Here is a 12,432-nt window from a genome sequence, read left to right on the forward strand (position 1 = left end):
AGTGCCATCTGCCATCGATGTCAACCTTCTTAGTCGTCGCCGACCTGGGACTCATTAGGCCGCAAACTTCACCAGCGGCGGGCGAGCGTTTAAGCGCCACCCCCGACTCCTGACAGCACTCGCTCCACACCTGCGGAGGAGAGTGGCGCTTGGGAGCTTCGAGAACTGCGCAATCAATTCCGTCCACCACACAAAGACTCGATATCAGTCAGAATGACTGATTCCACCGACAATCGCCCCGTCGATCTCAACCGCCGCGACAATTTCGACCGACTGCTCAGTCGTCGTGTCGCGGTGGTCAAGCAGCGAGTTCTAGAGCTTCTCGCGCCCGGATTCGCGGCTCTCGACGTCTACGCGACCAGAGAATCTGGCGCTGCCCTTTTGACGCTTGTGCCCGCTGATGCCACCGACCATTCACGCGGAGGAATCACGGTCACCACTTCGCCGGTGTCAATAACTGCCCAGTCTCCGGTCCCCGCTTCTTCCACCGACAATGCCGTGCCGTCGACACACGCCCTCGGCATGTTGTGGGGTGCTCCCGAAGGTCCCGACGAGGCAGTGCGCACCGACGAGACGGTGCAGTTCTGGGAGCACGACTTGCCGCTCCAGAGGGCCTACCTGGCAACACAACTCGATGCCGGCCACCGGTTCGACGCGATCGTCGTAGACGAAGCCCAGCACGTCGCCGACGCTTGGTGGGACCCGCTGCTCGCCGCGCTCAAAGACGAACAGACCGGCGGCCTGTACGTCTTTACCGACGAAGGCCAGCGTGTGTTCAACCGGTACGGCTCACCGCCGGTGCCACTGACGCCGCTTTATTCTCGACCACAACCCGCGCAACACCCGCCAGATCGCGACCGCGTTCCAGCCCCTCGTTGATCACCCGATGCGATTCCTCGGCGGCGACGGGCCGGCCGTCGCCTTCATCGCATGCAGCCCCGACCAAGCCATGAACGTAGGCGACGACCAGATCGAGGCGCTCCTCACAAGGTTGGCGCCCCGAGGATCTCGCGTTGCTGACGACCGGAAGCCGTCATCCCGAGCAGCTCGCCCGCCAAGCCGGTGGCAACGCCGCGTAGTGGGACACGTACTGGGACACCGATCAGGTGTTCTACGGCCATGTCCTCGGCTTCAAGGGCCTGGAGCGGCGCGCCATCGTGCTCGTCGTCAACGAGGAGTCGCGCTTCGAGCGCTCCCGCGAACGCCTCGACGTCTGATTGTCCCGTGCCCGAGATCAACTCGTCGTGTGCGGCGACCCCGACTTCATCCGAGATGTCGGCGGTCCCGATCTCGCTCGGCGGCTTGTCCGTGCTTCACGCGACGGCCTCTACGTTTCTAGTTCGATTGTTGCAGAAAGACTTTCGGCGATCTCGTCGACGAGAAGCCGGCCTGGACCCTCGAATAGCGACGAGGCGCCAGGTCCGAATAGCTGCCAACTGCCCCGCGTTGACGCGTAACGCCGCCCTCCGTACAGCACCATCACCTCGGCCGGGTCGTGGCCAGCCAACTCAGCCTGCCGCGAATGCCAGACAAGACCCTGGATTCTGCGCCCGCCGCCTGCCTGCCCCAGCACGGCAACTGCCAGTCGGCGTGTACACGGATAGTGCTCGGCGTCGCTGGAGACGACATGCCCGCGGCGCAGTCCCAGACGCTCCAATTCCGGATCCCGCAGATCGGCCAGCCTGGCCACCGCGGGCGTACGCACGTGCGCGAGCAGCATGCCTCGCAGGTTGCGTTCGTAGACGATCCGGGGGCTGTCGTGATGCAGATCGTGAAACACCGTCTCCAGCAACGCTGCGGCCGGTGTGGCGGCCAGGTACATACTCGGCAGGCGGACGCCATCCGACGGATCGTCGATGGGCGAGAAGCGGGCATCGCCGTAGCCAGGGTTGTGCTCGTCGTAACCCCACGTCGCGTTGTACACGCGATACCAGGCGGTGCCCGCCCGCAGCGAAGTGGTGCGAACACGTGGCAGCCGGTCCGCGATCGGGCATTCTGCTGGGTTCGGACAGGTCAGGTCGGCGGCCGGAAAGGCGGCCATCTAGGCGGCCGGGGCCGCTGCGAATCGCTCGGCCGCGCGCCGCACCCGCTGTGGAGCGGTGCGCACCAGTTGTTCCGGAACTGCACCGGACAGCAGACTCGTCGGCGAGGTCAGCCATGTCCACAACGCCCAGCCCTGCACTCCGGCACTCTGCAGTACGGTCAACAGCGGTCGCAGCTCCGGACGGGGCTCGCCCCGGTCATCGAGCTGGAAAGCCGGGATCAGCGTGCGCCCATTGTGAGTCACGGTGAAGACTCTGCCTTCCGCCCTGCGACGCGACAGCCACGTGCGGGTGCTGGACTCGCGGGCATCACCGCGCAGCTCGCACAGCGAACCATACGTGTGAATCGGCGTGGCCAACAATGCATCTCGGTGAATGGCCAGCCGCTGCGCTTGCGCGACGGTCGCCGGAGGGGTCAGCGGGACATTGCTGGCCATCAACGTGTGTACGAGCTCATCGCGGGTGGCCGCGGCATGCTCGGCCTGCACCGCCCGGACCCGATCCAGCAGATCCAAAGCCTCAGCGACGCGGTGCGGACTTACCCCGCGGACTTCGACGTGATCTGAGCGCTCCGCGATGTCGTAGCGTTCCGCCGCCGATGCCGTCATGTAGCGATCGTAGCACCTCTGCTCAACTATGTTAGCCGCTACAACCAGGGAGCAGTGCGACGTCTGCCCCGCATCGGGCACCATAGTGACGTGCCGCTTTCCGAGACAGCGCTGCTCAATGTGGCCGGCGATCTGTTCTATGCCCGAGGCGAAGACTACGTCCGTTATGTCCGGGGACTTCGGGTGACCGACGTCAAGGCCTACGCGTCGGTCCAGGCCAAGAACGTCTACACCGTGGAGCTCGACTGGTCCGGTCCGCTACCCGACGGATCCTGTACCTGCCCGCACCATGCCGACGGCAATTTCTGCAAGCACATGGTCGCGACCGGACTGGCCGCGATCGACACCGGACGCGTCGCCGTCGACGACGCAACCACCGCTACGCCCGCGCTTGAAGCGGTAGTGCAGGCGATGAACGTCGACGAGCTACGTGAACTGGTCATGACACTTGCGCAGCGCGACGACGGCGTCCGCCGCATGCTGGAGATCCGCGCGGCGACGGCGGCAGGCGACGTCGAGCAGGCCAAAGTCCAGTTCGAAGCCTATGTGCGAAACATGTTGTCTTTTACGGACTTTATCGACTACCGGCGTTCGTTTGAGGTGGCGGAAGCGGCCAGTGAAATGCTCGACGAACTCGAGAACCACCTGAACAGTGGGACGGCTGAAGTCGTGCGGCCGGCGCTGCTGCGCGCAGTGACCATGCTGCGGAAGATGCTCCAGCACGTTGACGACTCGTCGGGCTCGATCGGTGACCAATGCCAACGTGCCGCCGACCTCTACGCGCGGGCCTGCCGGCTGGGTCAGCCCGACCCTGTCGCACTTGCGAAGTGGCTGGTGAAGTTTCGCGCTGAGTCGCCAGGGTGGCCGACTGTGGTCTTGGCGGACTTCGTGGACGCGTTCGACGAGCGGGCACTCCAGACATACCGCCGCGCGGTGGCGGCGCTGGACCTCAAGCTCCAGGATCGTGGTGACTGGGGGCGGTCCAAGGTCGACGCAATGCTGCTTGAGCTTGCCGACCACGACGGCGATGTCGATCGGGCCGTCGACTTGCTTGCTCAGCGGGAACATCCTCAGTACGGGGCCATCGTCGATCGGCTACGCGCAGCAGGACGCCACGGGGATGCGGTGGCATGGATTGACCGCGCAGTTGCCGAGGGACGAGTCTCCAGCCACGGTGGTGGCAACGCATATTGGCTGAGCCCCGACCATGTCGCCAAGACATACCTGGAATTGGGCCGCATTGACGACGCTGTCGGTGTCCTCCGCGCGGACTTCGTCCGACAGCCGTCGGTCCAGAACTACCGCGTCCTCGTCGATTTCGCGGCTCACATCGACCGTGCCGATGCCGAACGCACCTGGGCATTGGAACATGCGCGACAACTGGCATCCGACCGCTTCGCCGCCGGGGCGGTCTTGGTCCAGCTCTTGCTGAGCGAGGGTGATGTCGAGGCTGCTTGGCAGGCGGCCGACCGCTATGGTCCCGGCTGGGCGTGGCGGGAACTGGCCGTCAGAGGCGCCGAAGCTCGGCCCATCGACGCTGCAGACCTCTACCGGCCGCAGCTCGAGGCGGACCTACGGTACCCCAACTCCAAGCTGTATCCAGACATCGCCGCGAGACTGGCGACCATGGCGGAACTCTACGAAAGAGGCGGTCGCAACGCCGATTTCGCGTCGTTCATCGCGCAGATCCGCGAGGAGTACGGCCGCCGACCCGCGTTGATGAAAGCACTGAGGGCGAAGGGACTCTGAACGGCACAGGCCGCATGTCACCGCCCATGCGTAGCCTCCGCGCCATGACTAACAAGCGACGGCCTAGGCGGCCGAAGAACCGCAACCCGGATACCTCCGGCGACACGACGGTCACCGGCATATTGCGCCGTGTCCTGGCCAGGGGGCATACCCTCAGTCTCTTGCACGGGTGGCCGAGTCCAGCAGCGACACCAACGTCGTCGAAATGACCCTCGCCGATGCCCGGGTGTGGATCGAAGAAGCACTCAGCAAGCCGATGCTCGCACCGGAAACCGAAACCTGGCCGCTTTACCGAGCACTGGTTCAGTGGCTGGTAACTCGGCTACCCGAAGGCGGTGAGCATCGGTCAGCGGCCATGGATTGGAAGATGACCGAGGAGCCGTGCGACAGGTTCTTCGCTACCAGTTCGGCAGCGCCGTTCGCCGACCCCAGCCATCGGGAGCTGCTGCTGGAGCTCCTCGAGACTGGTACGGGTGACCCATTGCGGTGGAGCACGACGCGTGTCGAACAGGCGATCGGCGGCACGCCCTACATCGACGACAACATTCCGCTAGAGGTCGTGCTGGACGTTCCCGACCTGTTACGCGCGTACATCCCATACGCTCACGCGCAGAATGGGATTCGGGACGAACTGACGTCACGAGCAGTCGCAGTGATCGACGCGCGGTAGCCAAGGCCGACACGGTAGTCACTGACGAGATGGTGTTGGCGCTCGTCGATTCCGGGCGGCGCTTACCAAACTGCTGGCCGATGGCTCCGCTCTGACTTTTCACCCGCAGTCGGTGCCGGTCATGGCGGCGGCTACTCGGTCGTTCCTGTATGCCCTTGATCCGTGACGATCGTCTGGAGAAGGTCGACGATCAGTTGTTGTCCGGCGGCCAGGACGTCGAACTTTCCGCGCATCTCGGTGAAGCCATTGTCGACGTGCGTACGAAGGTCGACGAAGTCCTGCCGAAGGGCATTGAAACTCGCCGTGGTGGCCCGGCGGAAATCGCGTATCTCCGCGGGATTCACTGACGTCACGGTCGGCGGCGCCGGCGAGAACACGAGCGGACGCGGCGTCTTGCTCAGTTGCCCGGACCCGGCCGGCGAGATCGCGCACTTGCTCCTCGAGAGCGCTGACGCGTGGTTCCAGATCCCCAGACTCCACGTCGACCACCCTATCGTGGAGCCCCGCTTCACTCGAAAGTTATCCACAGCCCCTTGCCGTGCCGACCCGTCCGCACCTCAACATGTCGGACGTCCACCGGACACTCGCCCCATGCGACGCCCGACTTCAGACGGCGTCATCGGAAAGGGAGAGTTCATGGGCAACAGGGCAAACTTCGTCGTCGTCGAAGACCAGAACTGGCAACTCTATTACTCGCACTGGGGAGGCGGCCGCATCCTCGACGCACTGATCGGCGGCCCGGAACTCGCCCTGCGGTACGCCGCCACGCTAAGGCGATGCGAGAAGGACGAATGGACCGCCCCAAGTTGGTGCGACGGCGGTGCGCTGGTAGATCTCGACCGTCGCCGGTTGCTGTTCTTCGGCGAGCCGTTGATGGTGTCGATGAACGAGCGGCGCGCCTTGATGGACGTGCTGCCCAGGCTGTGGCCGGGTTACGAAATTCGTTGGGCATACGACGGAACCGAAGAACTGGCCAGATATGTAGCAGTCCACCTGCCGCCTGACGACTGGGACAGGCAGCCGATTCTAAAGCTCGCCCGCGACCGAAAGCACATGTGCCATATCATCTCTGTGGTCGACGCCGACGGGCAGCTGCGCTTGTGGCCGCTGTGGTGGCACCTCAGCAAGGCGTGGCATGGGCCGGCATTGCTCGACAAGCTGCCTGGCCCAGGGATTCGCCGAATCAAGCTCGGCGTGATCCCCGAAGGCGGCGCTCACATCGACGTGCGCCGAAAGACGTTGGAAGCCTGGCAAACCGCCGACACGATGGGTTTCTTCCACGCTCTGCCCGAGCTGTGGCCCGGCTGGCACACCGAGGTCTGGGAGGACCGCTTCGAGGAACACGTCGAATGGTGCGCGGGTGCGCTGCGTGTGCCCGAGGTGGACGTGGCTGCCGGCATTGACAGCGCTGTGACGCGGATTCGCGAGCGGGTCTTCGAAAGCTTCGAAGACAGCCCGGCAGGGCACATCGCCAAACTTGCCGGGCTGCTGGCGCCTCTCGCGCCGGGGTTCACGGTCAGCCCCGACGCGCTCGGCGACTGTGGCGTTCGGCCGACCGAATCCGAGTGGTCTCGCTTCCTCGACGCGTGCGACGTCGTGCGATGCGTCGATGAGGAGTCGGCATAGCCGCCTTCGGTCCCGAGCTGGCGTTTGACCCTGCGCGCGGACACGGGTGAGCCTCCTCAGAGGTACATCCCTGCCGGAACCTCGGCCCGGTACCGCCCGCTGCCGACCTCGGCCAATAGCGTTGCGGTGCTGACGCTTCCGTCGTCGCCCGCGAGCACCGCGCGGCGGACGACCTCGCGGATGTCGCTGCCACTCGTCCGTTCGGGCAGCGCCGCCACGACCGCTGCCGTGTCGACGTCCTGGCCGCCAGGGATATCGCGGATCAGCGCCGCGAGGATGCGCGCGGCGTCAGCTCGGTGGGGGTAGCCGACCTGGACGACTGAGTCGAACCGCCCGGTCCTGATCGCCGCTTTGTCCAGCGTCGCGGCGTCGTTGGTGGACGCCAGCGTCAGAATGCGGGCATCGACCTTGATGTCCATTGCCTGCAAGAGCTCCGACAATCCCGATCCGCCAGTGTTGCGGTCCCGGCACCACAGGTCGACGTCCTCCAGCACGATCAGCACCGGACCGCCGAGGCGCTGAGCCTCCTCAACCACAGCGGTAAGCAGCTCGGCCCCGGCCTTGGCTTCCACATAGATGACGGTGAATTGGCCGACGACCTCGCGAGCGACGACCGAACTGACCGCTGACTTTCCGGTGCCCGGTGGACCGCACAGAAGCACACCGCGTCGTGCGCCGAGACCGTGTGCGTTGAGTACGTCGTGACGGTCGCGCACGGCGGTGACACCTAGGTCGACCTCAGTCCACACCTCGTCGGGGACGATGACGGTCTCGCGGGTCGTGGTCGACGGTAGGTCGACCACGTCGAACCGCAGTCCATGCTTCAGGGTGGCGCGCACCGCCTGGCCGCGGTAGGGGTTCAGCTCATTGGCACGCGCGGCCAGCCGGTCCAGCACCGCGCGGGCGTGCACCTGGTTGTCGGGCGCCACGTACGCGCTCACTTCGGCGGTGTGGATAACGCTTTCCCGCGCATCGATGTGGATGACGCATCCGGTGTCGTCAAGCGTTCCCGCGGGGAAATACACCCGGAGGCAGAGCGGGTGCCGATACCGCCGGTCGCCGATCTCGGTCTGCGTCCACGTCGGTGGAGACGTGTACTCGCCCGGACCGATCTCGCAGACGTCAGCGTGCCTGTCGATCCACTCGGCCAGGGCCAGCGGAACAGTCAACCGGGATACGGAATTCAACTCGCGTTCCTCATCCAGGAGGTGGCTAGAGTCCGGGACGCTCAAGCAGCGGGCGGTGAATCCGTCTGCGCTTTCCGCGATTTCCCGTTCGGTGACACCCACCAGCAGCTCGCCGAGCGCTTGCAGCACGGGGCGCACATCGGAGTCCAGGCCGTCGAGCCATGCTTTGACGTCGGTGATCGGCCGGCGGAGCCCGCCATCGCCGGTGGCGGGCTCGGCGGCTGGATCGTTCAAATCTTCGTCGGTGAGAGTCATCATGAAGTGGTTGATCGGAAAGAAGGCAAGTGGAACAGAATCGCACCCGACCGCTACGTCGTCAACTGATTTGTTGAAACTGACGAAGTTTCGCGTGGCGGCCCGCGCAGCGGGCCTCAGCGGTCAGTCAACTTATCGAGCGAGAATTCCATTGTCGTCGGCTCTTTCACACGGACCGTGCCTGCATCGAGTGCCGGGACCCGTCGATAAACCTCACCGTCGAGGCGGTAGGCGAGAAATCGTTCGTCTGGCGGTGCATCCGGATCGACGATCCAGTAGTTCTCGATGCCCGCCTGGGCGTACTCGTGCAACTTCATGACATGGTCTGTCCCGCGCGAGCCCGGCGACACGATCTCGACGACGAGCACGACGTCTGCCGCCTGGACCCGGGCGGGCCGCTGCTCGAAAACACGATCAGGAACCACGACGATGTCGGGGTCGCGGACACTCGGTGGAAACGACGATCGCGTAATCACTTCGATTTCCGGAAGTGCCTCCAGTCCCTCCGGCAGGTGATCTTCGAGGAGGCGGGTTAGCCTTCTGGAAACGCGTTGATGCCAAACCTGCGGCCGCGGCGCCATGATGAGAGTCCCTTCGCTGAGCTCCCACCGTCGCGTCGGGTCGAGTCCCAGGGCGTCCCATTGCTCCAGGCTGAGTAGGCCACGGGGCAAGCTCGCAAGGTCGGACACTGCCCGCCTCCTCTCGCCACAGAGCTCGAATACAGAATACGCGCAACGGCGATCGCATCGGATTCTGGCGGATGCCACCGACAAGCGATCGTTGCGGCGTATCGAGATGCTTTGCGCGATGCGATGATCGCGGATACACCGCTGGACATGCGAGGTGGACGCCATACGGGGTGCGACGCTTTGGCAATCGTCACCGACCTAAGGCACCGCGCGCGATGAGCTCGACGACGACGTCGATGGATGCGTTCGTGGCACAGCTGCAGCGAGATTCACCAGACCGTGCGCCGTCAGGCCGGGCCACCCGTGCAGCAGCATGCGCCAACGCCGGGGAACCGCGCTGGCCCCATAGGCGGCGCCGAGCAACCCGCCCGCGATCGCGGCCACGGTGTCGGCGTCATTCCCCGCGCGCACCGCGGCGTCCAGCGCTGGCCTGAGGTGTTCCGCGCGGACCGCGGGTACAGGCGTGGTAACGATCGCCGACCATGCAGCCTGCAGCGCGGAAACCACCCACCCGTTGTTGGGGAAGTCTTGCGGCCTCGCCGACTCTGCAGCATCAAGCCTCTTCGTCCACAGCTGCCGACGCTCAGAAGCCAACTGGCGCAATCCGATTCGGACGTCGAGCGCTTCGGTGAGCACGGCGTGGCGGATCGCGCAGCACCACAAGACACAGGCGTCCGCGGCGTCCTGGTCGTAATGCGTGAGCTCGCTGATCGCGCGGGCCGCCTGCACCATCGCATCCTCATCGTCGAGGTAAGCCAACGCGATCGGCGCCGTGCGCATCAGCGAACCGTTGCCTGCCGTCCGGCCGGTGCGCTCGTGCAGCTTGGCGGCTTCTGCTCGTGCACTTGTCGCGGAGATGTCGCCGCCCCGCGCAGCGGCGGAGAGCACGCTGCGGGTTTGGATGCCGACGTCCTTCGCGTGCAGCGACCACTCGTGCCACCGGGCGACAACCTTGTCCTGCGCGGCTTCCGTGCGGAGGTCTGCGCCGGTGGCCGCGACTTCCGCAATCGCAATCGCCATCGCGGTGTCGTCGGTCCACTCGCCGGGTTCCCAACCGCCGCCGCCGACCATGTCGACCTCGAGGTCAGGGCCACGCGGCGGGCCGAATTCGTATGGTGCGCCGAGCGCGTCGCCCGCCGCGGTGGCCAGGAGGACGCCCTCGATGCGGTCAATCAGTGAAGTCATGTGGCGACCTCCTTCTGCCGAGCAGCGTTAGCGCATATCCGCGCAAATGTATGGCCACTGTACGCTGAGGCACCGACATGAGCGCTTATCGGGACACCAGCGGGAAAACGCTGGAGGACTACCCGCGACCGTCAGTCGCGGTCGACACGGCGGTCCTGACCTTGCACCCGGAACTTGGTCTGGTGGTTCTCGAGGTCCGCCGACCGCGCGGCACAGGCTGGGCATTGCCGGGCACCTTCCTGCACCCGGGAGAAAGGCTGGCCGATGCAGTCGACCGGTCGCTACGGGCCAAGGCAGGGGTTCGCGGACTGCATCCGCGCCAGTTGCATGTGTTCGACGATCCGAAGCGCGACGACCGTGGCTGGGTGCTTTCCGTCGCGCACGTCGACGTGGTGCGACTGGACCGACTGGCCTCGCGGCTGCCGACGACACGGCTCGTCCCGATCGAAAGACCCGGGCGGTTGCCCTACGACCACGCCGACATCATCACGCTTGCGGTCGACCATATTCGCTCGCGCTACGAGAAGCAGCCCGACCCGGACGGTCTTCTCGGCGACGAGTTCACGTTGCGCGAACTGCGGTTGGTCCATGAAGCGATCGCCGGACATGAGCTGCAGCGCGACACCTTCCGGCGCACGATGGAAGATCACATCGTGGCTACCGGGACGCTGGCCACCGGGAGCCGGGGGCGTCCGGCAGAACTTGTTCCGCCGGTGACGCCATCGCGGATTGCTGAGTGCGCGTCTGCCCGGCTCTTAGCGACAAGCGGCGCACTGCACCACGCAATTGTCGCTAAGAGTCGGGCACAACGGTGTTCTCCTCCGACGCCGTTCGCGGCTGACCGAGACTACTTGCGACGCAATGCGATCGACTTCGCTACCTCGCCATACCGCTCAAACCGATCGGCATGGCTCAGCGCGTTGTACAACACGATTCGCGTCGCGACGTCCCCGTACTTCTGAATCAGTACATCTGCCAGTCGATCCCACGTCGACTCCGTCGCGAACTTGGCGATGTGCTCGTCGCTGATCTGCGCCGCCATCCCCGCGAAGTCGCCCGCCCTCTGCTTCTCCCGGATGCGCGCCGTCGTCCCCTCGAAGCCTGCCTCGTCCCAGATGAACGCGTAGTTCGGCGTGCTTCCGTAGAAGCTCATGCTGGCCCGCACCGCCTCACGCTCCCGGTGCCGTTCCTCGTCGGTGTCGCCGACGATCGTCATCACCGGCACGATCACCGCGATGTCCGACGCCGATCGTCCTGAATTCGCAGCTCCCGCAGCCACATTCGGCACCACATGCCGCGCGATGTACCCCGGCTCACCCAGCGGATGCACATGCACCCCATCCGCGACCTCGCCGGCCATCCGCAGCATCCACGGATTCACCGCTGCCACATCGACTTTCGGATCCGGCTCGTCGATCGGCCCCGCACTCCACTGCGGCGTGATGAAGTCCAGGTTGTAGAACTCGCCGTGGTGATCGAGCTTGCCGGTCCGGAACGCGCTGAAGCACGCCTTCACCGCCAGCACGTAGTCGCGCAGCCGCGGACCCGGATGCTCGAACTCCACGCCGTAGCGCCGCACCACGTGGGTGCGCACCTGCGTGCCGATGCCGAGCCGGAACTTGCCGCCCGTCGCCTCCTGCAGCTCCCATGCCGCCGCCGCGGTCACGAACGGACTCCGCGGAAACGCCACCGCGACACCGGTCGACAGCTCCAGACCCGGCGCCGCCTGCGACGCCACGGCCGCGTTCAGATAAGGCGTCCGACCGGTCTCGGTGAACAGCAGACCCGAAAAGCCTGCCTGTTGCGTCCGTCGGGCAAGCCCGCCGATCTGGCCTAACGGCTGCGGAATCGTCATCGCGTCGACCTGCACGGTGGAACAATACGCTCGGGCGGGGGTTTCGCAGACGCGGCGCCAGGGGTACTGGTCGCGCAGGGAGACCAGGGGGTGATCGAGATGAAGATCTGGAAGCTCGTGGGAAGCGCGCTTGCCGCGACAATGCTGATCAGCGTCAGTGCGACGGCGCCGGCCTCGGCGACCAGCAACATCCAGCGGTTCGGCGTGCGAGAGACGCTCAAAGACCCGAACGGCACGGAGATCGGCTATACGGTCACGACGCTTACCCACAGTGCCGACGCCATCCCGTATCCGGTCGCCGGCCAACTGTACGAAGCCACCGTGACCGCCGAATCGCTGGCCGGCACGGTCATCCCGATGATCTCGTTCTTCAACGCCCGCGCGGAAAACGGCGACAACTACCGCGCGCTTGCAGAGGTCTGGACGCCCGACGGTATCGGCGGCGGCCCGTTGCCGCCAGGTGCGAGCACGACGGGCAAGATCTACTTCGACGTCGTCGGCGCCCCGCCCAACAGCGTCGTCTACAACAACGGTTTCGAAGACCTGCTGGGCTGGGTTCCGTAAGC

Annotated in this window: 9 protein-coding genes and 4 pseudogenes; 6 read left to right on the top strand and 7 right to left on the bottom strand. The window is 65.5% G+C overall.

The window, feature by feature from the left end; translation table 11 throughout:
* Positions 1-510: 510 nt before the first annotated feature.
* Positions 511-1,304: pseudogene (locus AC5Y39_RS12560) on the top strand (DEAD/DEAH box helicase); the annotation flags it as partial.
* Between the two features lie 23 nt (positions 1,305-1,327).
* Here AC5Y39_RS12560 and AC5Y39_RS12565 read toward each other — a convergent pair.
* Both AC5Y39_RS12565 and AC5Y39_RS12570 read right to left on the bottom strand, forming a co-directional pair.
* Positions 1,328-2,041, bottom strand: a complete 714-nt coding sequence (locus tag AC5Y39_RS12565; RefSeq protein WP_500020367.1) for an RES domain-containing protein — start codon at positions 2,039-2,041, stop codon at positions 1,328-1,330.
* Positions 2,042-2,650, bottom strand: coding sequence for a hypothetical protein (locus tag AC5Y39_RS12570; protein ID WP_500020365.1), 609 nt, complete (start codon positions 2,648-2,650; stop codon positions 2,042-2,044).
* Between the two features lie 90 nt (positions 2,651-2,740).
* On the opposite strand from AC5Y39_RS12570, the gene AC5Y39_RS12575 reads away from it, so the two are divergent.
* Together AC5Y39_RS12575 and AC5Y39_RS12580 are read left to right on the top strand one after the other, a co-directional pair.
* Positions 2,741-4,399, top strand: coding sequence for an SWIM zinc finger family protein (locus AC5Y39_RS12575; RefSeq protein WP_500020363.1), 1,659 nt, complete (start codon positions 2,741-2,743; stop codon positions 4,397-4,399).
* 169 nt (positions 4,400-4,568) lie between these two features.
* The gene (locus AC5Y39_RS12580) at positions 4,569-5,069 is read left to right on the top strand and encodes a hypothetical protein (RefSeq protein WP_500020361.1); all 501 of its coding nucleotides are present in this window, start codon (positions 4,569-4,571) and stop codon (positions 5,067-5,069) included.
* Between the two features lie 131 nt (positions 5,070-5,200).
* On the opposite strand, the pseudogene AC5Y39_RS12585 reads toward AC5Y39_RS12580, so the two are convergent.
* Positions 5,201-5,549, bottom strand: a pseudogene (locus AC5Y39_RS12585) (hypothetical protein).
* 156 nt (positions 5,550-5,705) lie between these two features.
* Between AC5Y39_RS12585 and AC5Y39_RS12590 the strand changes: the two are divergent.
* Complete coding sequence (locus tag AC5Y39_RS12590; protein WP_500020359.1) at positions 5,706-6,695, top strand: hypothetical protein; 990 nt, start codon at positions 5,706-5,708, stop codon at positions 6,693-6,695.
* Positions 6,696-6,751: 56 nt separating this feature from the next.
* Here the strand turns inward: AC5Y39_RS12590 and AC5Y39_RS12595 are convergent, their stop codons facing one another.
* From AC5Y39_RS12595 to AC5Y39_RS12605, 3 genes and pseudogenes are all read right to left on the bottom strand, one after another.
* Positions 6,752-8,137, bottom strand: coding sequence for an AAA family ATPase (locus AC5Y39_RS12595; protein ID WP_500020357.1), 1,386 nt, complete (start codon positions 8,135-8,137; stop codon positions 6,752-6,754).
* A 116-nt stretch (positions 8,138-8,253) separates the two neighbouring features.
* Positions 8,254-8,826, bottom strand: coding sequence for a Uma2 family endonuclease (locus AC5Y39_RS12600; protein WP_500020355.1), 573 nt, complete (start codon positions 8,824-8,826; stop codon positions 8,254-8,256).
* Between the two features lie 246 nt (positions 8,827-9,072).
* Positions 9,073-10,011 (bottom strand): annotated as a pseudogene (locus tag AC5Y39_RS12605) (ADP-ribosylglycohydrolase family protein); the annotation flags it as partial.
* Positions 10,012-10,088: 77 nt separating this feature from the next.
* On the opposite strand from AC5Y39_RS12605, the pseudogene AC5Y39_RS12610 reads away from it, so the two are divergent.
* A pseudogene (locus AC5Y39_RS12610) lies at positions 10,089-10,715 on the top strand (NUDIX hydrolase); the annotation flags it as partial.
* A 143-nt stretch (positions 10,716-10,858) separates the two neighbouring features.
* Here AC5Y39_RS12610 and AC5Y39_RS12615 read toward each other — a convergent pair.
* Positions 10,859-11,881 (bottom strand): TIGR03617 family F420-dependent LLM class oxidoreductase, encoded by a 1,023-nt coding sequence (locus AC5Y39_RS12615; RefSeq protein WP_500020353.1) that lies wholly within the window; start codon positions 11,879-11,881, stop codon positions 10,859-10,861.
* Positions 11,882-11,965: 84 nt separating this feature from the next.
* Between AC5Y39_RS12615 and AC5Y39_RS12620 the strand changes: the two genes are divergently transcribed.
* Entirely contained in the window at positions 11,966-12,430 is a 465-nt protein-coding gene (locus tag AC5Y39_RS12620; RefSeq protein WP_500020377.1) for a DUF1942 domain-containing protein, read from the top strand.
* Positions 12,431-12,432: the final 2 nt, after the last annotated feature.

This window comes from Mycobacterium sp. NGS39 (assembly GCF_059812765.1).

Coding starts and splice junctions, on each gene's coding strand:
- AC5Y39_RS12565 (WP_500020367.1), bottom strand. CDS start 2,041: ATGGCCGCCTTTCCGGCCGCCGACCTGACCTGTCCGAACCCAGCAGAA.
- AC5Y39_RS12570 (WP_500020365.1), bottom strand. CDS start 2,650: ATGACGGCATCGGCGGCGGAACGCTACGACATCGCGGAGCGCTCAGAT.
- AC5Y39_RS12590 (WP_500020359.1), top strand. CDS start 5,706: ATGGGCAACAGGGCAAACTTCGTCGTCGTCGAAGACCAGAACTGGCAA.
- AC5Y39_RS12595 (WP_500020357.1), bottom strand. CDS start 8,137: ATGACTCTCACCGACGAAGATTTGAACGATCCAGCCGCCGAGCCCGCC.
- AC5Y39_RS12620 (WP_500020377.1), top strand. CDS start 11,966: ATGAAGATCTGGAAGCTCGTGGGAAGCGCGCTTGCCGCGACAATGCTG.